The sequence below is a fragment of the Rhizobium sp. SYY.PMSO genome (assembly GCF_046840415.1).
GTDB lineage: Bacteria > Pseudomonadota > Alphaproteobacteria > Rhizobiales > Rhizobiaceae > Rhizobium.
Genome location: NZ_CP177350.1, coordinates 434,349 through 456,797, shown reverse-complemented (window position 1 = coordinate 456,797; position 22,449 = coordinate 434,349). Strand labels below are relative to the sequence as shown.

At 57.4% G+C, this 22,449-nt stretch carries 25 protein-coding genes and 2 pseudogenes; 14 read left to right on the top strand and 13 right to left on the bottom strand.

What is annotated here, in order from left to right; translation table 11 throughout:
* Positions 1 to 4 precede the first annotated feature (4 nt).
* The 5 genes and pseudogenes from ACJJVH_RS20520 to ACJJVH_RS20500 all read left to right on the top strand — a co-directional run bounded on the left by ACJJVH_RS20520 (position 5) and on the right by ACJJVH_RS20500 (position 3,738).
* Positions 5 to 802: an ABC transporter permease gene (locus ACJJVH_RS20520; protein ID WP_412065981.1), complete on the top strand. Its 798-nt coding sequence runs from the start codon at positions 5 to 7 to the stop codon at positions 800 to 802.
* Positions 803 to 819: 17 nt separating this feature from the next.
* Positions 820 to 1,668 (top strand): transporter substrate-binding domain-containing protein, encoded by an 849-nt coding sequence (locus ACJJVH_RS20515; protein WP_412065980.1) that lies wholly within the window; start codon positions 820 to 822, stop codon positions 1,666 to 1,668.
* Between the two features lie 103 nt (positions 1,669 to 1,771).
* A complete protein-coding gene (locus ACJJVH_RS20510) occupies positions 1,772 to 3,019 on the top strand; it encodes a CapA family protein (RefSeq protein WP_412065979.1) in 1,248 nt (415 codons plus the stop codon).
* 141 nt (positions 3,020 to 3,160) lie between these two features.
* Complete coding sequence (locus ACJJVH_RS20505; protein WP_113401186.1) at positions 3,161 to 3,460, top strand: type II toxin-antitoxin system RelB/DinJ family antitoxin; 300 nt, start codon at positions 3,161 to 3,163, stop codon at positions 3,458 to 3,460.
* A pseudogene (locus ACJJVH_RS20500) lies at positions 3,447 to 3,738 on the top strand (type II toxin-antitoxin system RelE/ParE family toxin). Before ACJJVH_RS20505 ends, ACJJVH_RS20500 begins: the two are co-directional and overlap by 14 nt.
* 51 nt (positions 3,739 to 3,789) lie before the next feature.
* On the opposite strand, the gene ACJJVH_RS20495 reads toward ACJJVH_RS20500, so the two are convergent.
* Complete coding sequence (locus tag ACJJVH_RS20495; RefSeq protein ID WP_412065978.1) at positions 3,790 to 4,224, bottom strand: helix-turn-helix domain-containing protein; 435 nt, start codon at positions 4,222 to 4,224, stop codon at positions 3,790 to 3,792.
* Between the two features lie 144 nt (positions 4,225 to 4,368).
* Between ACJJVH_RS20495 and ACJJVH_RS20490 the strand changes: the two genes are divergently transcribed.
* Positions 4,369 to 4,629 (top strand): helix-turn-helix domain-containing protein, encoded by a 261-nt coding sequence (locus ACJJVH_RS20490; protein ID WP_113401189.1) that lies wholly within the window; start codon positions 4,369 to 4,371, stop codon positions 4,627 to 4,629.
* Positions 4,630 to 4,644: 15 nt separating this feature from the next.
* On the opposite strand, the gene ACJJVH_RS20485 is transcribed toward ACJJVH_RS20490, so the two are convergent.
* From ACJJVH_RS20485 to ACJJVH_RS20475, 3 genes are all read right to left on the bottom strand, one after another.
* A complete protein-coding gene (locus tag ACJJVH_RS20485) occupies positions 4,645 to 6,057 on the bottom strand; it encodes a hypothetical protein (protein WP_412065977.1) in 1,413 nt (470 codons plus the stop codon).
* Positions 6,054 to 7,295 (bottom strand): MFS transporter, encoded by a 1,242-nt coding sequence (locus tag ACJJVH_RS20480; protein WP_412065976.1) that lies wholly within the window; start codon positions 7,293 to 7,295, stop codon positions 6,054 to 6,056. Before ACJJVH_RS20480 ends, ACJJVH_RS20485 begins: the two co-directional genes overlap by 4 nt.
* 99 nt (positions 7,296 to 7,394) lie before the next feature.
* The gene (locus tag ACJJVH_RS20475) at positions 7,395 to 8,294 is read right to left on the bottom strand and encodes a helix-turn-helix domain-containing protein (RefSeq protein WP_412065975.1); all 900 of its coding nucleotides are present in this window, start codon (positions 8,292 to 8,294) and stop codon (positions 7,395 to 7,397) included.
* A gap of 264 nt (positions 8,295 to 8,558) precedes the next feature.
* On the opposite strand from ACJJVH_RS20475, the gene ACJJVH_RS20470 reads away from it, so the two are divergent.
* Together ACJJVH_RS20470 and ACJJVH_RS20465 are read left to right on the top strand one after the other, a co-directional pair.
* Positions 8,559 to 9,572 carry a class I SAM-dependent methyltransferase gene (locus tag ACJJVH_RS20470; RefSeq protein WP_412066245.1) on the top strand — a complete coding sequence of 338 codons (1,014 nt, stop codon included), beginning with the start codon at positions 8,559 to 8,561 and terminating at the stop codon, positions 9,570 to 9,572.
* 190 nt (positions 9,573 to 9,762) lie between these two features.
* Complete coding sequence (locus tag ACJJVH_RS20465; protein ID WP_412065974.1) at positions 9,763 to 10,392, top strand: hypothetical protein; 630 nt, start codon at positions 9,763 to 9,765, stop codon at positions 10,390 to 10,392.
* 1 nt (position 10,393) lies between these two features.
* Here ACJJVH_RS20465 and ACJJVH_RS20460 read toward each other — a convergent pair whose 3' ends face one another.
* From ACJJVH_RS20460 to ACJJVH_RS20440, 5 genes are all read right to left on the bottom strand, one after another.
* Positions 10,394 to 12,415: a relaxase/mobilization nuclease domain-containing protein gene (locus ACJJVH_RS20460; protein WP_412065973.1), complete on the bottom strand. Its 2,022-nt coding sequence runs from the start codon at positions 12,413 to 12,415 to the stop codon at positions 10,394 to 10,396.
* Positions 12,378 to 12,752 carry a hypothetical protein gene (locus ACJJVH_RS20455; protein WP_412065972.1) on the bottom strand — a complete coding sequence of 125 codons (375 nt, stop codon included), beginning with the start codon at positions 12,750 to 12,752 and terminating at the stop codon, positions 12,378 to 12,380. Before ACJJVH_RS20455 ends, ACJJVH_RS20460 begins: the two co-directional genes overlap by 38 nt.
* Before the next feature lie 23 nt (positions 12,753 to 12,775).
* Positions 12,776 to 13,180 (bottom strand): hypothetical protein, encoded by a 405-nt coding sequence (locus tag ACJJVH_RS20450; protein ID WP_412065971.1) that lies wholly within the window; start codon positions 13,178 to 13,180, stop codon positions 12,776 to 12,778.
* A gap of 3 nt (positions 13,181 to 13,183) precedes the next feature.
* Positions 13,184 to 13,933: an AAA family ATPase gene (locus ACJJVH_RS20445; protein WP_412065970.1), complete on the bottom strand. Its 750-nt coding sequence runs from the start codon at positions 13,931 to 13,933 to the stop codon at positions 13,184 to 13,186.
* A 156-nt stretch (positions 13,934 to 14,089) separates the two neighbouring features.
* Complete coding sequence (locus ACJJVH_RS20440; RefSeq protein WP_113372272.1) at positions 14,090 to 14,470, bottom strand: hypothetical protein; 381 nt, start codon at positions 14,468 to 14,470, stop codon at positions 14,090 to 14,092.
* Between the two features lie 127 nt (positions 14,471 to 14,597).
* Here ACJJVH_RS20440 and ACJJVH_RS20435 point away from each other — a divergent pair, with 127 nt between their 5' ends.
* The 5 genes from ACJJVH_RS20435 (at position 14,598) to ACJJVH_RS20415 (ending at position 17,807) form a co-directional block, all read left to right on the top strand.
* Positions 14,598 to 15,278: a thermonuclease family protein gene (locus tag ACJJVH_RS20435; protein WP_412065969.1), complete on the top strand. Its 681-nt coding sequence runs from the start codon at positions 14,598 to 14,600 to the stop codon at positions 15,276 to 15,278.
* A gap of 17 nt (positions 15,279 to 15,295) precedes the next feature.
* Complete coding sequence (locus tag ACJJVH_RS20430) at positions 15,296 to 15,928, top strand: thermonuclease family protein (RefSeq protein ID WP_412065968.1); 633 nt, start codon at positions 15,296 to 15,298, stop codon at positions 15,926 to 15,928.
* The gene (locus ACJJVH_RS20425; RefSeq protein WP_412065967.1) at positions 15,925 to 16,548 is read left to right on the top strand and encodes a thermonuclease family protein; all 624 of its coding nucleotides are present in this window, start codon (positions 15,925 to 15,927) and stop codon (positions 16,546 to 16,548) included. Before ACJJVH_RS20430 ends, ACJJVH_RS20425 begins: the two co-directional genes overlap by 4 nt.
* Complete coding sequence (locus ACJJVH_RS20420) at positions 16,549 to 16,863, top strand: hypothetical protein (protein ID WP_412065966.1); 315 nt, start codon at positions 16,549 to 16,551, stop codon at positions 16,861 to 16,863.
* Positions 16,864 to 17,261: 398 nt separating this feature from the next.
* A complete protein-coding gene (locus ACJJVH_RS20415) occupies positions 17,262 to 17,807 on the top strand; it encodes a hypothetical protein (RefSeq protein ID WP_412065965.1) in 546 nt (181 codons plus the stop codon).
* Between the two features lie 33 nt (positions 17,808 to 17,840).
* On the opposite strand, the gene ACJJVH_RS20410 is transcribed toward ACJJVH_RS20415, so the two are convergent.
* On the bottom strand, positions 17,841 to 18,182 hold the full coding sequence (locus ACJJVH_RS20410) for a helix-turn-helix domain-containing protein (RefSeq protein WP_412065964.1): 342 nt from the start codon (positions 18,180 to 18,182) through the stop codon (positions 17,841 to 17,843).
* A 300-nt stretch (positions 18,183 to 18,482) separates the two neighbouring features.
* Between ACJJVH_RS20410 and ACJJVH_RS20405 the strand changes: the two genes are divergently transcribed.
* Positions 18,483 to 19,829, top strand: coding sequence for a hypothetical protein (locus tag ACJJVH_RS20405; RefSeq protein ID WP_412066244.1), 1,347 nt, complete (start codon positions 18,483 to 18,485; stop codon positions 19,827 to 19,829).
* Between the two features lie 121 nt (positions 19,830 to 19,950).
* Here ACJJVH_RS20405 and ACJJVH_RS20400 read toward each other — a convergent pair.
* The 3 genes and pseudogenes from ACJJVH_RS20400 to ACJJVH_RS20390 all read right to left on the bottom strand — a co-directional run.
* Positions 19,951 to 20,242, bottom strand: a pseudogene (locus ACJJVH_RS20400) (transposase); the annotation flags it as partial.
* 524 nt (positions 20,243 to 20,766) lie between these two features.
* On the bottom strand, positions 20,767 to 21,591 hold the full coding sequence (locus tag ACJJVH_RS20395) for an ABC transporter permease (RefSeq protein ID WP_412065963.1): 825 nt from the start codon (positions 21,589 to 21,591) through the stop codon (positions 20,767 to 20,769).
* Complete coding sequence (locus ACJJVH_RS20390; RefSeq protein ID WP_412065962.1) at positions 21,588 to 22,439, bottom strand: ABC transporter permease; 852 nt, start codon at positions 22,437 to 22,439, stop codon at positions 21,588 to 21,590. The genes ACJJVH_RS20395 and ACJJVH_RS20390 overlap by 4 nt, the downstream gene beginning before the upstream one ends.
* Between the last annotated feature and the right edge of the window lie 10 nt (positions 22,440 to 22,449).

Here is a 22,449-nt window from a genome sequence, read left to right as displayed (position 1 = left end):
GAGCATGGACCTCGATCTCATCATCGAAAGCATCTCCGTGCTCGTGCACGGTGTTTTCCTCACCCTCTTGCTGACGCTTTTGTCGCTCGTGATCAGCTTTGTTCTATCGGTGCCACTCAGCCTTCTGCGGGCATCACCGAACAGAACGCTGTCGGGATCGGTACTGGCCTATACCTACCTATTCCGGGGCACACCATTGCTGGTGCAGCTCTTCCTCGTCTACTACGGCCTCAGCCAGCTATCGATCGTCCGTCAGAGTATTCTCTGGCCTGTGCTGCGCGAACCGTTCTGGTGCGCCCTCATCACCTTCTCGCTAAACAGCACTGCCTACACAACGGAAGTCTTTCGGGCCGGCATATTGACGGTTCCACGGGGCATCGTCGAGGCGGCGAAAGCCCTCGGGCTGAGCCGACTGATGCAGATACGGTTGGTCATATTCCCATTGGCATTCAGGGCGGTGCTTCCCTCCTATGCGAACGAAGTGATCGGCCTGGTCAAGGCGAGCTCCTTGGCAAGCACAGTCACGCTCCTGGAGATCACCGGACTTGCGCGCCGGATGGTCTCGGAAACGTTCGCACCCTACGAGGTTTTTCTGGCGGCAGGAATTCTTTATCTGCTTCTCAACTTCACCGTTTCGGTATCCTTCCGATTGCTCGAGATACGTCTCACTCGCTCGGCCACCAGTTATTCGAAGATTGCGCCGGTCGGCGCGATGATTTTTGGGCTCCGGTTTCTGCTAAAGCTGACGAGCAAGCGCGCAAACACGAAACCGGGCAGCCAATCATCCATCCACTCGCTATAAAAAAGGGGAATCCACAAATGCGTAAATCCATTCTCGTCGCGTCCGTCATCGCTCTTGCACTCAGCCAAGTCAGCGCCCAAGCCATGGACCGCAAGACGCTCACGATTGCGACCGAGGGTGCCTCTCCGCCCTGGGATATGATCGATACGGAGGGAAAGCTTGTCGGTTATGACATCGACGTCGGCAATGAATTGTGCCGACGTATTGCGGTCGAGTGCAAGTTTGTCGCACAGGATTGGGATGGAATGATCCCGGCGCTGACCGTCGGCAAGTTCGATGCGATCATGTCCGGAATGGCGATCACCGAAAAACGCAGGAGATCGATCGCCTTTTCACGCCCTTATGCGGGCGGCTTCAATCAGCTGGTCATGCGCAAGGATCTCCAACTCCCGCAGACTGACACCAAGATCAAGATCAACCTAACAAGCGTCGGCAAAGCACAGGAGGCGGTCCTCGAGCAGCTGCAGTCGGCCCTTTCCGGCAAGACGCTTGGTGTGCTCAGATCATCGAACTCTGAAGCCGTCCTCAACGATCTCTTCGGCAAAGTTGCGACGATCCGCAGCTACGACACCCAGGACAATCTCCATCTGGACCTTGCTGCGGGCCGTATCGATGGCGGCCTTGCCGACTATTTCACATGGAAGACCTTTCTCGACAGCAAGGATGGCGAGACCGCTGCTTTCTATGGCCCGGAATTGTCAGGCGGTCTCTGGGGACCAGGCGTCGGAGTCGGCATCCGCAAAGACGACACCGCCCTGGTTGCAGACTTCGACAAGGCCATTCAGGACTGCATTGCCGACGGAACATTGAAGAATCTCAGCCTGAAGTGGTTCGGCATCGATATTTCTCCGCCGACGACGCCCTGAGCCGGCGCGACCGATTGAGCAACGCACATAGTCCAGCCGTCAACGCCAGGAACTGGATATCTGGTTTCCGGTTAGAACCAAATTACTTTTTGCAGGTATATCAATGCCATCCCCTTTTACCCTAGCCATCACCGGTCAGTCGCTTATTCATCATGATATCAGGGCCTGCGTTGATCCGGGCTTTTTGCAGATTGTCGAGATTTTGAAAAAGGCTGATGTCGCCTTCACCAATTTCGAGGGGACCATATTGGGCCGCCATGGCGGGTCGCCCATGAAGGGCTCGTACTTCGGATATTCCGATCCTCAGGTTCTCGACGCCCTGAAACAAGCGGGGTTCAACGCCCTGGCGCTTGCAAACAATCATGCCTTCGATCTTGGCCCGCCCGGCATTCTGTCGACGCTCGAGGAGGTTCGGGCTCGTGGCTTTCTTCACGCGGGGATTGGACTTGACCGCGATCACGCCATAGCGCCGGGCGTAGCAGCTATCCGCAGTCGACTTATAGGCCTGGTGGCGATGGATGCCGGACCCGGGCCTCGAACCATGTATGCTGACAATGCGCGTTACCGCCGCCCATCCAGGCCAGGCGTGAACCAGCTAGAAGTAACGCGCATCTTCGAGGCTGATCGGGCGGCATTCGACATGTTGGCAACAATCCAGACGACCTTTCAAATTTCAAAACTGGAACGAGCCAACTATGCTCAACCAGACGACCCACCGGTCCTCGACGAGGACGCCGAAATCGACTTCTATGGCACCATCTTCCGGCGCGCTGACGTCAATCGTCGTGTCATTGCGGTCGATCCCGATAGTGCTTCAATCCATCTAGAGGCGATTGCAAGGGCACGATCGCGCGAACAGTTCGTCATTGCCTATCTCCATCATCATCACTGGGAGCCGAATTGGCGTGACGTTCCCGATTGGGTCAGGGCATTCGCACATGCTTGCATCGATGCCGGCGCCAATGTGTTCGTTAGTCATGGAACCCCCGTCCTGCAGCCGATAGAGATCTACAAACGTGCCCCGATCTTCTTCGGACTTGGGAACTTCATCTTCCATACCGAGAAGGGTGAAACTGAATGGAGTTCACCCGACGTCTGGAAGAGCGTGGTCGCAACCTGCGCCTTCGATCCGGCAGGGCCCTTGCAGATCGACCTTTTGCCCGTGGCACTTGGCGGCGAGGAAAGGATCGAAGGGCTGGATTTTCACGAGCGGCAAGTCCCTATGGTCGCCTCCGGCAAGATAGCGCAACAGATCATTGACGATCTCGCCGAGCGTTCGGCCATCTTTGGCACCACGATAGAGCGGCACGGTCCAACGGGAAGAATTCAGGTCTCCGAGGGACAGAGATAAGGTCAGATCTGGACAGTTTTGACGATGTCGCACCTGGAGGTGATGCAGCCACCTCGAATTAAGACGAGAGCTGGCAGGGCTTTGAATATATCTCAATTGAGATACATAATCGCGCTAGCCGTGATATTAGGAGAAGCGATAATGGCCGCGCATACATCCATGCTGCACATTCGAGTAGATGATAAGCTTAAGGCCGACGCCACCGAAACGCTAGCCAATTTCGGCTTGTCCGTTTCAGACGCTGTGCGGATCTTCCTAACCCGCGTCGCCAAGGAGGGCGGCTTACCGGCCGGCCTGACGACCGACCCGGAAGCCTACGACGAATGGTTCCGTGCCAAGGTGCGCGAGGCTCTGGCCGATACTCGGCCAAGCGTACCGCATCGGCAGGTCATGGACGAAGCACAAGCATTGATAGATAGGAAGCGTTGTGCCCGAACTTGAATGGCTGGAGACAGCTCGAGCCGATCTATTGGCGATTATCGATTACATCTCTGACGACAATCGACGCCGCGCAAAGGTTAAAAGGTGATATCGAGACCAAAGTCACCAAAGTCGCGAAGCTTCCAGAGCACCCCCGACTTTACCGGTCCGGTCGGCTCGAAGGCACGCGGGAAATGATTGTGCGGGCAAACTACATCGTTGTGTAGGTGGAAGATCCCGACGCGACACGAATCCTGCGCGTCCTGCATGCCGCCCAGCAATGGCCATCGGAAAATTGAGGAAATTCCCTCTCAATCACCTTTCGGAAGAAGCTTCCTTGGTAATCCGATTCAATCGGCCTCGCCCTTGTCTTCATCTCCGGCAATCGTCCTGATCAACGCCAACGTCCGGGTCCTGAGCTTTGGCGATAGGCGTAGAATTTCTTCGACAAAGCGACGCCCTTCCGCCGTGGCGAGATAGGCGATACGCTCGTCCGCCTCGGGGGCGACGGTCGCCCCCACGCCTGAGCCCGGCTGTGGCAGTCCGTCGAAAAAGCAGCTCACCGGCACATTCAGTCCGCTGGCGATCTCATAGAGCATCGAGGCGCTGATGCGGTTCTTACCACTCTCATATTTCTGTACCTGTTGATAGCTTAAACCGACCTTTTCACCGAGCTCGGTTTGCGAGAGGTTGGAGTGAATTCGTCTGATGCGGAGCTGCTGTCCGACATGGATATCGACCGGATGCGACACTCGATTGCCCTGCTTTTCTACCCGATCATGCATCGCGTTTGCCCTTAGATGGGAGACGCCACTCGCGTCATCACTTGGGAGCGGCAAGGGTGTACGTGCCCCGAAGTTGGAGCTGAAAACAGAATATGTAGAATATATTCCATGGATTAATGCAACGCAAGATGTTGCCCATTGCGCATGGAAACTCGTGCGCGCATAGCGTGGAATCTGCGACATCACAGGTCAGCGCAAAAGCTTACGCAAGAAAACCTCGCGGTAGACGCGCATGTGGATCGCACCGTGATCAGTGATCTGGAAAGAGGAAAGTACAACGCCTCTATTGATCTGCTGGATCGCATTGCGAATGCGTTATCGATAGATATCTCTCAGTTCTTTTTGGAACCGTCGCCTGGAGATAAGCCAAAACCGCTGAGGGCCGGAAGGAAGCCGAAGGTCTGAGCTAAGGAACCGAAATTATTTTGCGAGCGCCCACTCTGGATCATCCACGCTCAAAGTGCCTTCGCTATGGTGAACCCTGAGATGGACCCATAATGGGTCATCAGCAAAACTCTCGAAAGTGCCACCAGCTTCCTCCAGCGAGAGGCCGCGATAGTTGTCGAGCGCGGGCTCGATGTTACCCGAGCCCAGGCTATTGAGCTCTGCAAACGGCTCGGCATTATCCAGAAGTACCCGATGTCCCCAAATTCCCGACCGGCGGTCAGCAGCGATCGTAGCAGCTAGCTCGAGCTGTCCTTCCATGGTGAGCGCCCGAGAAAAGGCATGGCGCATTAGGGGATAGTAAACGGTGTGCCGGCTGCCGCCGAGGACGCGTATGCCCGGCAATATCGCCGTGACGATGAACATCAAAAGAAGATTCGGAATAATCTTGCGCGCCTGTAACGCCTCGATGACTGCATCCACCTCGAATACAAGGGAGCAATCCTCCGCTCTCCCTGCCTCGAGCCTGTGCCCCACTACTCGCAGGGGAAAGAGGCGGCCCCGATCGCTACCCCAGAACAGGTCGGTGGAATTCTTCAACCAACCCTCCCAGGGACCATTGGCAAGGTCGTCAACGGAGGAGAGCAGACCTCTCACGAATCCGCAGTTCACAAACAAATTCCGCGCCAGCCAGGACGATTTGTCCTGAAGATGATCGACAACGAGATCGGCCACATCCTCGTCATCGATCTGCAAGAAGGCAATGTCAGGATCGAAATATCTCTTCCAGAGGTGCAGATTGGCATACTTGATCGCAGACGCAGCGGACGGATATTCGCCCTGCGGCAATATCGAACGCAGCCGTGCGACGAGGTCGCTGTCGTTCCCGCCGCCATCGACATTTTTCAGAGCGAAGCGATAGGGGCCGTTTCGGGCAAGTATGCTATAGGGGATCATCTGGCTGCGGCTTAGGCCGAAGACGTTGATGGCGTCGCCGCCGATCTTTAGCCACCCGGGTCCCTTTCGGCCTCTTTCGACGAATTTGACCGTCGATACCGCATAGGAAAGATAGGCCGAACGGCGATGCGCCCTTAGACCCATCAGACTGAAGAGATGTGTGTAGTAGGCATCCGGCTCGATCAGCAAATGCAAGTGAGGTCCGGCTTGCATGACAGGGGCATGGACGATCTCGGCCGCGATCGCACGGACCCGATCATCCACGAGGCCAGCCTTCCTGCCCGCCCGGAAGATAGATCGTTGAAAGAGCGACATCGCGTGTTGGCGGACACCACACGTGCTTCTATGCGGCTCGGTGTCGAACGCTTCTCGAGCATAATCCACCAAGCTTCTTTGCCGGAAGTCGTCGATCCATGGAAACAGGGTGCCGATCAGATCCAAGACGGCGTGCTTGGTCAACTGAGGATTTATATTTCCCGACCATTCGCTCATGACCGCGCCTCTCGGCGTTTGGAACTTTTCGATCTGGCGAAGTTCAGGAGATAGCCGGCAATAATGCAAGCGATCATTCCGAGCCCGAAAGCCAGGAACACCGTGGACGGACCGACACCGTCGCCGACGGCGGTAAGAGCAGCGTAGATAGTCAAGCTGAAGCCCATGCAGATGGCATGCATCCGGCCTTTCGCTCGGCCCAGCTTTGCACCGGCTATAAGCTTCTGTATTTCGACATCGATCAGTACCCGCGAAAGGTTATAGCCAGCACCAAGGATTGTTACTAGCACACATGCAATGTTGAGGTCCCGCGTCGTGCAGAGGGCCGCCATTGCCACCCCCGACGAAAAGACGATGATCGGAATGACGCTGCCACCAGCCCTGCTGAAACACCGGAGCGTCAAAATCAGCATGCTGATCATTGCGCCGGCTCCCCAGGAGAATTCGAGGAGGCCGAACTCAAAGGCGGTCCCCCCAAGCTCCAGCAGCACGAACTTCGACATGAGCGCACTGACAAGCATTCCCATGGCGTAGATCAGCACATAGCTGGCGACAAGGAATCTCGGCACACGAGCTGCCTTCTCGCCCTCGGAAGTTTCCGAGCAGGGTTGAGGAGCACAGCGATCATGGGTCGCCCCGTTTGGAAGGCGGAGGGTGACTTGAGGCATGCTGAGCATCGAAATCGCGAATGTACCCGCAGCGAACAGGAATGAAACCGTTTGCACGGTAGCGCCGAGCAGCCATCCGGTTATTACCGCCGCGAGCATGTTTCCCACCTGCATGGCAGCATAAGCTAGGGAGTTGAACCCCACCAGACGCTCGGATGCTGTGATCGACGGTATGATTGCCGAAGAAGCGGTAAGATATAGCCGGTCGGCCGCCGCATAAAAAACCGCTGAGACATAGAGCGTGTCGTTAGGCGTTTGCTTGATCATCACGGCAGCTGTGATGATCAAGATGGCGATCCTGATAGCATCGCCTGCCAGGCACAAGCGCGTCCGGTCGAAACGATCGACGAGATATCCGACCGGCGCACTCGCCAGAAACTCCGAGATGCTGCCTAGGGCCAGGAACAGAGCGATGGACTCCGCACTATTGCCCGCCTCTGCCAGGATCCAGATTGCTCCGACGTAGTAGGCATTGCGGCCGGCGGCAGAAAAGAGAACGCTAAGCAGGAAGAAAGAGCGGACCGAGCGTGGCCTCAATTGGTCCGGTGCGACATTGGCATCTTGATCCATGTATCCGCCAATTTGTGGAGGTAGCGCTTACGTGCGGTTACTCTAGCGGACGATGCGATATTCCACTTTCAGAATCCTGCTGCAATCCGCTCGGACGCGTCAGCGTACTTGTGTCTTCCATTCTGCTCTATGTTGTTTCGGGGTGGTCCCCATTACGCGGCGGAAGGCTGCCGCAAGATGACTGGGGCTGGAGAAGCCGCAAGCATAGGCGATCTCGGTTATCGAATGTTCGGAATAGCGAAGCATTTCGCTCGCCCGCTCCACGCGTCTTCGAACGATGTATGCATGGGGTGGCGAACCCGTCGATTGCCGAAATGCTTTCGAGAAATAATACTCGCTCAATCCCGCCTCTTGAGCCAACTCGGCCAGGGTCAAAGACCCATCCAGATTCGCATCGATCTTGTCGATGAGGCGCTTCAGGACCGCGGACGAAAGACCGCCTTTCAGGTATATTGGCTCTTGGCCGGAGAGACGAAGAAGCCGTAGGAAAATCGTCCTCGCATGGCTTTCCACCGTCATATGGGACAAGGGATCCCGTTCCCCTAATTCGGATCGAATGCTACGTGCAGCATATTGTATCTGTGAATCCTCGAAACCGAGTGTCGGTTTCAGTTGGTCAAAATCGGTTCCGGGCACGTCGTCGAAGTGGTCCCGAATGAATTTCTTGCCTACGGTAATGAGGAGATAGGACGCGGTGGTGTCCCCATCGTCCCAGCCGCTCCAGCTGTGGTCTGCCGGAATGAACGATAGGGAGCCGGGTTGCCTTTGTTTAAAAGTGACCTTGCGGCCGTCGAGATAGTCTTCGCCCTCTTTTGCAACGCCTTGCATGTTCAACAGGATGGCATGGTTGTCCGCAATAAGATTTGTTTCCTGTCGTCCGAGCCCCGTTCTGCGGACGACATCCGCGCGCACAGATCGCCAGCAAGCAAACTCGTGTAGGAATGCGGATTGTTCTGAGCGTCTGATCATAGCCGGGTCAAACGCACCAGAACGAACCATCCATAATTCCTTTCCATCGATTGTCTCACGAACGCCGCGCGAAGCAGGCGATACCTTCTGCCACTAACTAAAGCGAGATTTCGATTTGTCCGCTGCAACGCAAAATTTTATGACAATTTTTTGAAAGAATAACGAGATTGTGACGGTTGAAGGTCAGGCTTCTTGCAACTGTGCCTGTGCACGGTGCTCGTTCGGCTCAATGGAGCGGCAGCAAGAGCTTTCGCGGCAAGAGCATCGATGCGTGTCGAACCGATGGAGCACGACATGCGGGATTTCTCCACCTTTTTCGAAGAATGCGAACGCGCGCCGCGTCTCAACGAGCTTGCAGAGTTCTTTTCGACAACCGCTTCCGGGCGGGCAGGTATGCCGTTTCGACCGCCTTGGCTTGATCACCGCCTGTTTCCGCAGGACCTGACATTCAGGCACTTTTCAACCCTTCATCCGCTGAGGCAAGGTCCGTTCGATCAGCATTACCTCAGTAGCATACCTTATCGATTCGAAGAGGAGTGTCGCCTCGGTTGTGCAATTCTCAAATATGCTCGTGCCAGAAAAGGAAGGCTTAGCATCTATACCTTGGGAACAGCCGAGGGCACGATGGCTCGCGTGATTGCGGAGATTGGCAATGGCAGGGTCGAAACGCTTTCGTGCAGCCCAAATATCGAGAATCTGAGAAGCTTCTATGCCTTTGGGGTTACTCCTCATGCCGCGTTTTTCCACGGCCCGTTTCATCATTTGACACCTCAAAGGCTACGAGATGACACCGAGCTGCGCGCATTTGCAGATGGTTTCGACCTAATAGTCGAAGACACGACCTTTCAGATGTACTCGCCCAATCGCTTCGATCAGATCCGTTTCGTGTCGCAGCATCTGAAAATCGATGGACTCTTCATATTCGTCGAGAAGTTCACGCATGACGATGGCGAGGAGTACCGGCGGCGCGAACTGCAAAAGGACTATGGCTTCAAGGCTCGTTTCTTCAGCACCGCCGATATTCACGAGAAAGAAAGCACCGTTCTGAAACGAATGAATCAAAACGAAGTCAGTCTAGGGCAGATGGGTGACACACTACGGAACTTTTTCAGTCACACATTCGTGACCTGGAATAGCGGTAATTTCTATACCATCATTTCCAGCAACAATCCGGAAAACCTCGACCGCTTCATGTCGAAGCTCTGGCCCGCCGCAATACCGGGCGAATATGTCTATGCAGAACTTCCCTATCGGCTTTATCCCGAGTCGGATGTGCGGCTTGTATCTGGTAGATCCTGGACGCTTTAGTGATCGCATTCACTTGGCTTGACTTGGTGATTGTTTCCAAAGCGATTGGAGCATCCGCGCCGATGCTCCTCACTGATAGATACGTTGGATTACGTGCACTGATTGGCAACATAGTTCACATAGGTCAGCTGTCAGACTGACAATGGAATCTTTGAAGGGACAGAGCTGGAGACAGCTTGGTTGTCTGCCCATGAACCTCGATTCTCATGACTTTTACTGCACATTCCGCAGCATCGGCACTACAGGAATTATCATCTTTGAAAGAGACAACGTTCTTCTTAAGAGCAGGAGTTGTTCCGCGGATCTCACGCTGGGCGATATCAATGAAAAGCTTATTCGATACTTACGGGAGCTGCGAGAACGAAATATTCGCTTCGGTTTCATCTCTCGCGACTGCCCCGAGGATATCTCGCTGAGAGGGATTCTCGATACCTTGCTCAGAGTTCGAGAGGCCTCGCCCGATTTTTGGATAACGGCGGTTGGTTCACCGCAAGATAGTCGAGAGAAGAATCCGGATGCAGATGAAATGTGGCGCAGAATCCGAGTCGCCGCAATTACGTATGCGATGGAGCGGTACAGGATCAATAGAAGCAAAGCCGTATTCGTCAGCGGCACCTCGTCAGCTTTCACTGTCGCTAAAACTGCTGCTATCGCAGCCTTTCAATATTCAGGACTGGGCAACAGCCGAGACTCGTCCGCCGAGCTTGCAATGGCTATACATCTCCCGGGCCTATTGCCTGTAACGGGCGACGTGCGGGAACTCCATGCCAAGATCGAACAAATTTTGGGATTGAGCTGCTCGAAGAGCCGAGACTGGTAATTCAGCGACCTCGGTCCCGATCCTTTTCCTGGGGCGGCCGAAGCTTTATCGACCTTGGTGCTTCACAATCGCGCCGCCGTGTCTTCTCACGTTCACGATCCGACCGATCCGCTTCCGGCCCATCATGCTCGGCGTTGGACCGGGCGATACGAGATTGATCGAAAGAGCGGTCGTTCGAACTCTTGTTGACGATCCTCTGCTCTGCAACGTGATCGCGCCCGGCGGCCGATTTCGTCTCAAGGCTGTCAGAGCCGCGTTTGCCCTTGCCGGTCTCAACGCGGTCTCGGTTCTTCACCACGCGGGAGTCGAGCTGCAGCCCGACGACCTTTCCAATGACCTTTGTCGCCTGCTCGAAGATAAGCCGATCGGATGGGTTGGCGATTTTCGAGGCGAGGCGCAACGCGGTATTCGCGAGCGTTTCTTTTGCGGTCTTTGCCTGGGCGGCACTGATGGGTGTCGATCGCAGCATGTTCTCTTCGCCTTTCTCTTTTGCGGGGTTGCGGCCCTCCTGGGCGGCCTTCTCAAGCCGCCGGTATTCGCGTTGCAGCCCTATCGATAAATCCTGGCTCAACTCGCGCGCAGTGCTCGGCGCCGATCGGTCCTTGGCTATGCCGTCCAACATCTTGATAACAAGCCTGACAGAGCGCCGGCTCTGTTCGAGCCGATTCCTGGCATCCTCCAATTTCGGAGCGGTCGGTGCGTCGCGAACCTTGGCCAAGACCTTATCGACAACGTTGCCTGGGGCCGTGGCCCCCATTTGACGGAACATCTCCCATTCCCAACGCTTGACGGGCGGTGGACCGGCACGCTCGATGCGTTTCTGGCGGTCGATCGGGATACCCCGCTCGCGAGCTTTGTCGGCGAAGCGGAGCCGCCATTCGGTGAAGTCGCGAATGTTGGGGTTCAGCGTCCTGCCATCGGCGTTACGCAGTGCTACGATCACATGCAGATGCGGATGCTTTTCAAGATCGTTGCGATTGTGGACGGCATAGGCATAGCGATGTCCGGTGAATTGCTCTTTCAGGAAGTCACGGCCGGCTTGGATGAGCTGATCACGGTCGACATTCGCGGGCCCCGACAGCAGCAAATGCATGAAATCCCGCGGCTGCCGGGTCTGCATGAGAGCGCCGACGACCTTCCCCTCTGCCGTCAGTTGCTTGTGATCCGCGGTGGTGATCTCGCGCCGCTCGGCGCCGTGCAGGTAACGCCCGCTCTTGCCGGGCCGTTCCTCGATATGCGTTGTCGTCGAAAGCGTCACTTCTGCACCCCTGCGCTGCATGGTGTGGAGGGTTGCGGTCAGACCTTTCGGGCCGGACGAGAATTCGGCTGGATAACGCGAGATCGGTGTAATCCCCTCCTGCCGCAAAGCGTCATCAAGCCGCGCGTCGATGGCATGCACGGCGTCGATCTCCGCCGGGATCCGGTTGTGGCTGCTTCGGTCCGACCTGTCCTTCTTTTCGTGCGCAATCACCAGTGCGAAATGCAGCCGTGCCTGCCCCTTCACACCCTCGCTTACGCTGAAAGCATAGGTCCGGCCGACGTCGCCGGCCTGGTGAAAGCCATCTTCCGCGAGCAAACCGAGAGCGTGGGCTGTGTTTTCCCGGCTGGTGCTTTCAAGCTCATAGGTCAGGCGAAGAACGTCCTTACTACCTTTGCGACTGCCGAATTCCCTTTCCCATGAGCGCACGGCTTCATTGAGATCGGACACTTCGCGGCCATCCTGGTCGCGCGCCTTTTCTTCCTTGCTCTGGTAAGAAAGCACATTGCGGGCAGAACTGCTGCCAGCACCGTAGGACAGAACCTTGACGACAACGGCGTTGTTGCCAGCTGCTCGACTGATAGCCGAGGCGGCGCCGGGGTGTTTTACTCCGGTATAATTACCTTTCCCAAATGGCGGCCGTTTCCCACCTCCGCCGCCCCCACCGTGGCGGCGCAGCTCATCCTCGATCAGATCGAAATATCTCGGCAGCCGGCGACCTTCGGGTTTAGAGCTCAAGTGGCTTCTGGACGGCTCGTTCATCATGCCTCCTGATCAAATCGACAATATAGGAAGATGGCCGGACGAAGGCGGCATCGCGAATGGCATCGAGTGCGCCCATGACCTCGTCCAGCTTTCGCGCGACTGCTTTGGCGCTCTCGCCACCTCCTCGCACCTGGGAAAGGAACTCTTCGTTGCGAAAGGCAAGCTCGCGCAGGAACTGGTGCATATTCGCCAGCTGCCGATCGTGTTCATCGAGCATCGCCGGAACGTGCATGATCTCCCTGGTGACGATCAGCTTGGCAACGATATTGACAGAGATCCCAAGCCGTCCGGCAAGAACGCCGACATTGCCCAGGACGTGGTCGGGCAAACGGAACATGATGGGCGGCTCTCGCATCCGATCTAAAGCCCCCTCGCCTTCAGAGCCTCGAGGATGAGTCTCAGCGTCGCCGACGACAGTTGTTCGTGACGTTCCAGCGAGACGCGGAAGATCTTGGTCAAGACGTCGTCATCGAGATAGAGCGATATGCGCTTCCGTTGTTTAGCCGCGTCTGCCGCCGTGGTGCGTCCGTTGGGCATCGATTGCTCAAGGCGCTGATGTTTTACTGGGCCGCGTCTTTCGAGCGACGACGCATCGGGAAGAGCGTTTTCCGCCTGACCTTGCGCCCCGCCATCGGGCATGAGCATTTCGAGGTCGATATTCGTAGGCATATACGAGGTCGCAGCCTCCTCGACGTCCTTTGCCTGTTCTTCCCTCGATCGGGTCAGGGCAAGTATGTTTCTGACCGGCGTTCTCTTCCTCGACATTGTTTACGCCGCCTCCGCCTGCAGCAGGCCGATGAACTCGTTGTTGATCCTTTTTATAAGGTCGATCGCATCGAGCACGCTCTCCGAGGCCCGTCTCCTGGCCGACGGGGTTAGAGCAGGATTATTCTCGATGCTGGCGAGCTTGGAATAAAGCGAGCCGTAACCGGCGCCGACATCGCTGAAATGGTTGCTCTTGCGAACGACCGTCTCCACCATGGGGATCCTGCCGCTCGTCAGGATCGCGTGGACCTCGGGAAGGGACCGATTGCGCTTGAGGGCGATCATGTCCACATAGTTCCAAATCGCCGCATAGGGGATCGGCCCCCGATCCCGTTTCCGGGATATCTCCGTCAAGATCGTGGCCACCTTGATGGCCGACGTCGCGGCGGTCGGCTCAGGGATGACAGGAATGAGGATGGCATCGCACTCGTGGTAGACGTCGATGGCGCGCTGATGCACATAGCCGCCGACATCGTAAATCCGGATATCCGCCTCCGGAGCTTGGTCGAGCCGATCCCGAAACCTGTCTCCAGGGGCAACGCGCAGATGCAGCAGTGTTCCGTCGGTTGGCAGCAGTCCCCGCTTCATGGAGACATTGTACCAGCGCGTTGCCGATTCCTGCTCGTCGCAATCGATCAGTAGCGTCCTGTGTCCCTGTTGGGCGAACTCGGCTGCGAGATTGACGTTCAGGGTCGATTTCCCGGCGCCGCCCTTGAAGGTCGAAATGGCAAGCGAAAGGGGTTTTGCTGTCATGGAATTCCTCACCCTTTGGAACCGAAAGTCGGTGCCGCAGCCAGCCGATCGGATTGAGAAACAAAGGAGGATGACCGGCGCGCAAGAAGCCGGGGACGCCGGCTTCGCATCACCCCCACGCACACACGCGCCCGAAATCCTGGTCCAAACCTTCCCCTAGAGCTGGCCGCGCCGTCGCGCCGCGATCAGATCGTCGTTCAACCGCACTGCTTCCCGCTCACGGGCTGCGTCGGCGATCGGATCCCTCCCCGGCCAAAGCCGCAGGATCGGCAGGAAAAGGAGCACAAAGAAGGTGATCGTCGCAGCCTTGAACCAGGGCGACCCGTCATAGAGGTCGGCGGCCCACTGCCACAGCGTCGCTGTCCATTCTGTCGGCAGGAACACATAGGAAAACGTCAATGCAATCGCGTAGCCGATAAAGGCCGCGACGAGGACGCAAGCCGCCGACACCAGCAAAAAGGTCACGATCAGGATCAATATCCACGCCGCCCGGAACGGAAGGGCGATGGCCCTGAGTACCTTTCGATGCATCACCATCTGCTTGTCTCCACATGCAAATTGAGCGTCCGGATAACCTTACCCCAATTCCAATGGAATTTCCAGACTTGTACTGCAGTACAATTTCGTGCATGGTCAAAAAAGTCAACAGGTGACGGATGCGGACATGAGAAATGGCGCATGGCGACCCTATAGCCGCCTCTTTTGGACGTCTGTCGGTTTCTTGATCGCTCTGCCAATGGCCGCGCGGGCCGACTCGGTTTCGGAGTTCGTCAGCTACTATCAGGAGGCCTATGCGCAAGGGCGGGATCTGATCCCCGGACCTCAGGCGCCACTCGACACCTCTTCGATCGCAACGCGGCTTGATCTGCAAAGCGTCAGTCCTGAAGCCGCACTGAGCGGTAGCGCGTTTCTCGCATCGGATGGGACAATTGTCAGGCTGGCCGGAGTGCAAGGCTGCCTTTCGATCGAACCGCTGGAGTATGCGGGTGTGGTTGCGACATGCGCCATGATCTCGCTTGCCGGGATGACTGCTGTTGTCGGCGAGGCAAAGGCAAATGCCGGCAATGCGTTTCCATGCCATGAGCTGGGGCACAATCCCGGACAGCCGTCCGTGCGCTTCGCGGAGTGCTTCTTCATGGAGGACGGTGCGGTGCAGTCGCTCTCGGAAGCGCTCATCCGCAAGGGCGTGGCCTTTGCTTTTCATGACGGCGCTGGGCGGCCCCTTTTCCCGGAATATGCGCGAGCCGAAGACGCCGCGCGAAGCGCGAGAACGGGGATCTGGGCCAACTCTCAATTTGTCCATCCCTACGGTGCGCGCTATCGCGCAAATCCAGCAATGCATTGATGCGGATCGGAACCCTCATGCTGCTTTCCACGATGACAGTTTCCGGCCTTTATGCAGGCATCGCCGTCATGCCGATGCTTGCCGGTGCGGAACTTCCCCAGACGCGACCTACCTCACCCCCGGTCGTTTCTGTTCAGGCGCCGCAAGCCGAACGCCCGGCACCGAAGGGCGAGGATCGCGCTTCGACCGAATTTACGCCGTTCCCGGCGCAGGCGCTGTTCGAAACCGGCGACACCTGGGTCTCCGACGGCCGGCGATATCGCCTCTATGGCCTGCAGGCGTGCCTGCGCGGGACCAGCATCACGCTTTCCGGCGGTACAGTCCGAGATTGCGGAGACCTCAACCTCATCATGACGCAGGCCTTGATCAAGGATACGCGACCCGTCTGCACGACCCTAAGGGACATCGACCGGAATAATGCGGTCGTCGCATGCCAGACGACGGCAGGCCAGCATCGCTACGATCTTGCAACCTATATGATCGCTGAGGGATGGGGATTTGCGGCAGTCGACGGTGCCGGCCATTTGATCGTGCCGGGCTATAGGGTCGCCGAGGAAAGCGCGCGTGCGGCTCGTGCGGGTCTCTGGGCATATCCGGACATGCCGCATCCGGTCGCCATCCTCATGCAGCAGGTGGGAGCATCGCGATGAAAGCTGCCATCCTCACGATGATATTGCTCGCACTGACCCCGACGGGATCATTGGGGCAGGCTCGCCAGACTGACGTTCCGCGCCAGATTTACGGCAAGGTGCGGGTCGTCGACGGCACCACGTTCGAATTCATCAAGAGCCGTCAGGTCGTCCGACTCGCTGGATATGAAGCTCCTCGCCTGGAGCAGACGGCGACAAGCGAAGGCGTGACGTGGCCGGCCGGGCAGGTCTCACGCGCCTGGATGATCCTTCGAACGCTTGGCCAGAACGTCAACTGCGCGCCGATCGGCCGGGACACCAGCAAGGTTCTGATCGCCCATTGCTTTGTCGGCGAGACGAACCTGGCCGCGACAGCGATCGCGGAAGGCATCGGATACGCCTTCAATTATCGCAATGAACCCCATGTTCCCGCCTATTTCGATATCGAGCGGAAAGCCCGCGGGCTCGGCTTCGGCGTGTGGTCCTCGCCCGACCTGCTTCCACCTTGGCTCTACAGCGCATCGGCAGGGAATGACGCACAGTCCGATCGTCTCTCGTCGGAACCCGACCAGAGCCTGCCGTTGCCCTTACCGGTCACGCCAGACAGCGCAGTGTCCCTTACGAACACGCATGGAGGTTGAATGAAGCGCTTTTCCGAACTATTCGCCATAGCGGTGCTCCTGCTGACCATCGTTCCGGCCGCGACCGGCGCGCAAGACGGCGCCACCGAGAAGCAGATGGAACAACGCGATCCCGATTTTTGCGGCGCGGGCGGCGCCGGCTGCGATCCGGCGGACGTGCAGCAGTGGAAGGCGGTCGGCAACCGGCTTGCAGACCTGTCCTCGGCAGACCTCAGCCAGTACGCCTACGCCTGCGCGAAACATCGTGAATGGAAGAAGGATTGCGAAACCGATCCGGTCGCGATCCTCAAACGTCTAGGCATCGAGGGATATTGAGATCGCATGAGTAGCTCTCACGAGGGCGCTGTTTTCGCCGCCGCTATCTCTCTCCTGGTTGGAACGGTGGGCGGATACGCGATCAACGAGCTTCTGCGAATTGGTCACATAGCCGAGCTTGAAGAAGAGATCGGGCGGCTGAAGGCCGAGGCACAGAAGGTGTTGGAGGTGGAAGTTCAAGCAACGAGGAGGCGACTGCCGCGATCGCCAGGTCAGGCCGCTCGATCCGGATTTCGGAATGCAAGCCTCGTGAGGCCGTGCCCGGCGTGACCTGCACCGGCATCATCACCACGATGAGCGGATCGTTTGCCGGGGCAACACAGACTGGTGCCCTCTCGTTTGCCAAGATCGATGGCACATGGACACAGATTCAGTAGGAGAACCAAAGGAGACGAGCAGTGAAAGCGATCGCGATCTTTGCCGTGGGCTTGATGGGTGTGGCGAGTGGGCTTGCGTCGGCGCCGGCAAAAGCTGAAGACGCCTCCTGGGGATGCCAGATCTTGCTGTGTGCGGCATCGCATAATCCATCCTGGCATGGCGTTCCCTACTGTGTTCCGCCATTGACAAGGCTGATCGCTGCGATGTCGAAGCCCGGATTTTCGTGGCCGATTTGCCATGAAGCCAGCGCGGGGAGGCCAGGGCAGGAAATCTACGAGGACTGCCCCGGGGGAACGACCATCGGCTATTCCTCGCAAAGCGACCGCGGCTCGCGTGGCGAGCCCGATCAATGCATCAAGACAGTCAATGTTTGCCAATCGTCAGGTCAGCGCGACGGTGATGCCCGGTTGGCGGGCCTGACGATAAACCGACGATATGGTCGGGAGGGAGAGAGCTGTATTCAGGAGATTGCAACTCCGCGGCCGCGGCGCACAGATCCCTGGTACTTCGATATTTCGAACGACGAAGGCGTGAAGGAGAGGTTCTGGTTCAATCTGAACCACTAGCGCGCGCTCGAGGGAATTGCGACGGCGGCTAAATCAGGACGATGTTTCGGCCGTCTTCTTTTTCCTGCGTCGCGCTTTCCAGACCGCTATCCGATGGAGGTCTGCTTCGGTGACCTTGAGCAAATCCTCGATAACGACATTCCACTCGCGCTGCATCTTGTCGAGGGTCGATAGTTTAACGTCCCGCATGGCGCGGGCCACATGCGATATGTATGCCTCGTCCACGCCGAGCTGCTCGGCCAGCACCCTGTTCGTCAAGCCACGCTCAGCCTTCAGGCGCTCCAACCCGATCGCGAGCCTCTCCTGGAAGGTCAGAGAGTTCAAAGTCGAGATGTCGACTGGTTCGACCGGAATATCGCGTTTCAAACGAGGCATCGAACACCATCCCTGGCTACGCCTGCCATTGAACCGCGACAGGCGGCCACGCCAGTATAATGACGGCAAAGCCCGCCGCAGCTTGTTCGCACTACCCATGATATTCTCATCTTCATTCTACATCCGACTGGAGACCAACGCCGCCAAGCATAAACCAATTGTTGTCTATTTTACGCATTGCGCGGTTCACACATTCTGTTCGCACCTTACACCTACACTGCTGCGATCAGCCGGTGCAAGAGGACCGAAAACGGCATGCGTTTCGCATGGCGGCGGTTATACCGTCGGTTGGTTGTTGGCGTGCGTATAGTCGTCAGGAACAGCCCCGCTCACATGCTGGCCGAACTTACTGAGCAAGAGGCCGCAGCACTACGAGCCTGGTATGGCGACGCTGCGTCCAAAGAGGATGAGGCGATCGCTCTTGCGGTGATCAGGCGCGCCAGGGTGATGAACGGCTGGATCGAATGCGACTGCCTCAGTGGTCGATACCAGCCTTTGCTCGCGCCGATCCAGCAGGAACGGACATTTACCTTGCGACGACTGACGCCGAAGGATGAGGACCCACTTCGGCATCAGGAACGGCCAAACCACGCGTCCACCTGTCTCTTCCATGTCGACAAGGACGCCACTCCCGCGCTCATCGACCGCAGTTATCACATCCGGCCTGTCCAAAAATCCGATCGCAGCTACATCGACGCATTGCCCGCCATTCCCAACCGCCTGGCAGATGTCGCAGACCGCGACCTCGCGTGCTCGTCGGAGCGAAACGACCGGCCCTCCAGGCTTGGCGGCATTCTGTGGCGGCTGCTCGACCACGCCGGCACAAATGTCATGCCGCCACTGCAGGATGATCCCGATCTCGCACTTCGAAATCAACTTGCAGCGATCCGTGCCGCCGCAAAGGAGCTCAGGGTCTTGCGGACATGGTCGCTGAATGCTCTCCTGTCGACATGGGCGGCCGACTATTGGGATCCAGACAGCCGCTGGCAACGGTTGCTCGAAACCTCACGTCCGGATTGGCCGCAAACACTTCGCCGGACCGGTTTCATGCTGCTTTTTGCAAAAAACGTCTCCGCGCAGGCGATCATGCCGGCCTCTTCATCGCGGCCAATTGAGGTACTGGGTAAAGTGCGCCAGCCGCTGCGGGGCGATCCCGCGCGTCGCGGCCCGTTCCTCAGTCTGCTGAACGTTGACTTTCAGGACAACGATGAGGGACCGGTTCGGGCGGTCCAGGCCTATGCGCAGCCGGTCTATAATGGCGATACGCTGTTTCCGGTGGAATCGGGTTTCGAGAGGGAGGTTTCGCATCTGCTGTTCTGGCTGCAGCAGTCTTTGTTCGATGCCGTTCCGGATTTGCGCGTGAAGATCATCAAACCGCTCTTCGCGTCGGAAACGCCGCTCGGGCCATGCCGGCCGGACTTCCTGATAGAAGCCATCTACAAGGAGCATCAACCTGTCACGCTCGTCATCGAAGCCTTCGGTATAGAAACCGAAGAATATCGCGAAGCGAAGGACAAGACCGTCCCATACATGAGGCATCTCGGGCCGATTTTCGGCGTTTTTCCTGAGGATCTCGCGGAAGAGCAAGCGCCAGTCACCGCCAAACGCCTGCAGGACTGGGTGATCGACAAAATTCGCCATGCTTGAAGCAATGTATTCAAATGGTTGCAAAGTAGCTTAAAGTCGCGTGTGTCTCCATTTCGAAGGAGTGTACTCAATGTAACCTTATGAAACCAACTGCTCCATCTGCTGTTCCCTACCCAAACATGCGAAGATGGTTGTCGCCACGCCGGGATATATGGCCGCCGTAATCGACTTCTCCCGATTGATAGCGTCTGGTGGTCAGGCCGATCCAGGGCGCCAACCGAGCGCGACTTTTTGAAGTTTTCCGGGTCCTCAATCGCTGCAATGAAGGAGGAAGCTGTCACCGCGTCGACACCCGGGATCGATGCAAGAAGTCGGCATTGCTCACTCGCGCGTGCAGAAGCGACAAGCTGCTTGCTCAATTCGGCAGCGCCGGCACGCGTGCCTTTCCAGGCATGAAGCAGCGGCCTAATAATTTATTCCAGTCCGACATTCGTCGCCAGCGGGCTACACTCATGGTCCTCGAACACGCGCTATAGGCGGCGCCCTAGCTAGGTTGAGCGTGTAAGAAGACCTATGTGCTGGATATTGTGGTTGCGGAGGCTCGCAACACCCGATTCGTGCGATTGGTCGAGTGCGCGATACCAAAACTGGCAGCATAAGCAATCATCGGTGTTGGGTCTTGAGAGGCGCCGAACCTCGGGCCTATGGAATCTTGGCTCGGTACAACAACGCCTTAATCAGAATTTGATATGCCGATGGACAATAATAGCCCGCACGCCTGTTCTCGAAGTTTGCGGGATCACCGATCTCGCCCGGGAACTGCAAATGCGCGATAAACACAAACGCAAGTTGAAGGCGCTTCTCGGCGAGTTCGCAATGAAGCAGGAGTTCTTCGCCAGTGTGAAAGCTGCCGTCGACGTTCATGCCAACCTGACGACTTGACGCAAAGCACTGGCCGGATTTCTATCCGGCCGCTCTGTTCGATCGTCTGCGTCGATCAATTGCGCCTTCCGGTGAAGACGTTCAGCCCGACCAATCTGTCGATGGCAATGACGATGATGGCAGATCCGATCACGGACCAGGTCGACACCGCTGCGATAAGCGGACGGTATTGGTAAAGCAGATACTCGTAGATCTTGATCGGAAGCGGCTGCAGCTCGCGAGGCGTCAGGAAGATCGAGATCGAGAAATCGTTCCACGATGTGATGAATGCGAATAGGAATCCGGCAATCACGCCCGGCTTGATAAGCGGCAGCATGACAGCGATGAAAGTTCGCCATGGTGTCGCCCCAACACTGCTGGCCGCATCCTCCAAGGCAGGATCCAGCCCCTCCGTCACCGCCGTGATGGTTCGGACGGGATAGGGCATTGTGATCATGATATGGCCGATCATCAGCACGAAGAGGTTCGTACCCCCGAAGGCATAGATCATCACGGAATATAGCGACAGCGCAAAGATCACGGACGGCACCAGCAGCGGTCCCATGAAGGACAATGTCAGGATTTTTGCCAGCGCCGGCGGCGCCTTGCGCAACTGAATCGCCACAGGCAGAGCGAAGATCGTGGAGACCGTCGCGGCAACGATTGCGACGGCGAAGCTGATGATAGCGCCTTCAACAAAACTGCCTTCGGTAAGTGCAGCGATCATCCAATGAAGCGTCAGCTGCCTTGGCGGGAATGACATCGCTTCTGCATTCAGCGCCGCACCCGCGACCACGATCAGCGGGGTGATCACAAAGATAAGGCTTAGGGATGCGGCAATGGTCAAGCCCGAAGGGATCGGAAGCCTGCGGGCATGATTGATCTGTGTGCTCGCGGTCATGCGGGTCTCCTCACCGTGCGGAAGGTCCGATTGACTACAAACAGATAGACCGCCGTCATCAGGACGCTGAGGATCGTAAGGCTGATGCCAACCGCCGCGGCGAACGGAAAATTGCCCTGCACCGTCGCCTGATCATAGACCATCATGCCCATCATCTTGACGCGCCCGCCACCCATCAGGGCCGGGATTGCAAATGCCGCCGCGTTGAGCGTAAAAGCGATCAATGTGCCCGCCACGACCCCTGGCAGCGACAGCGGAAATGTGACCGCCCAGAACGTCCGGTACTTGTTTGCACCGACGCTGGCAGCCGCTTCCTTCAACGCCGGATCGATTGCCGCGATGACCCCGATCAGCGGCAGGACGACATAGGGAACAGCAATCTGGACAAGGCCGATCAGCACGCCGAGCTCGGTGTACATGATACGAACCCGTGGCATCCCGATCCGGCCAAGCGCGCTGTCGACCAGCCCGCCGTTCATCAGCAGGACATTGAGACCGAAGACACGGATCACGATGTTAACGCATAGCGAGACCACGACCATGCTGGTGATCAGGCCGCGCCGGTCCGACGGCAGTTCCGCGATGTAATAGGCCAGCACATAGCCGATGATCAGCGCGAAGAACGTCGACAGGACCGAGAGCTTTACCGTCGTCCACAGGGCCGTCTCAAGATAGAAGGGATCGATCCAGAAACGGGCGTAATGTTCCAGCGTGCCAGTGAACTGCGGCGCGCTGCCGACGACATGGGTGGACATGCTTGTCCCGACCAGCCAGCCCATCGGGATGAAGAAGAACAGAATGACGAAAATGAATGGTACGAAGAGCGGAGCACGGGAAAGGGATGCCAACAGACGATCC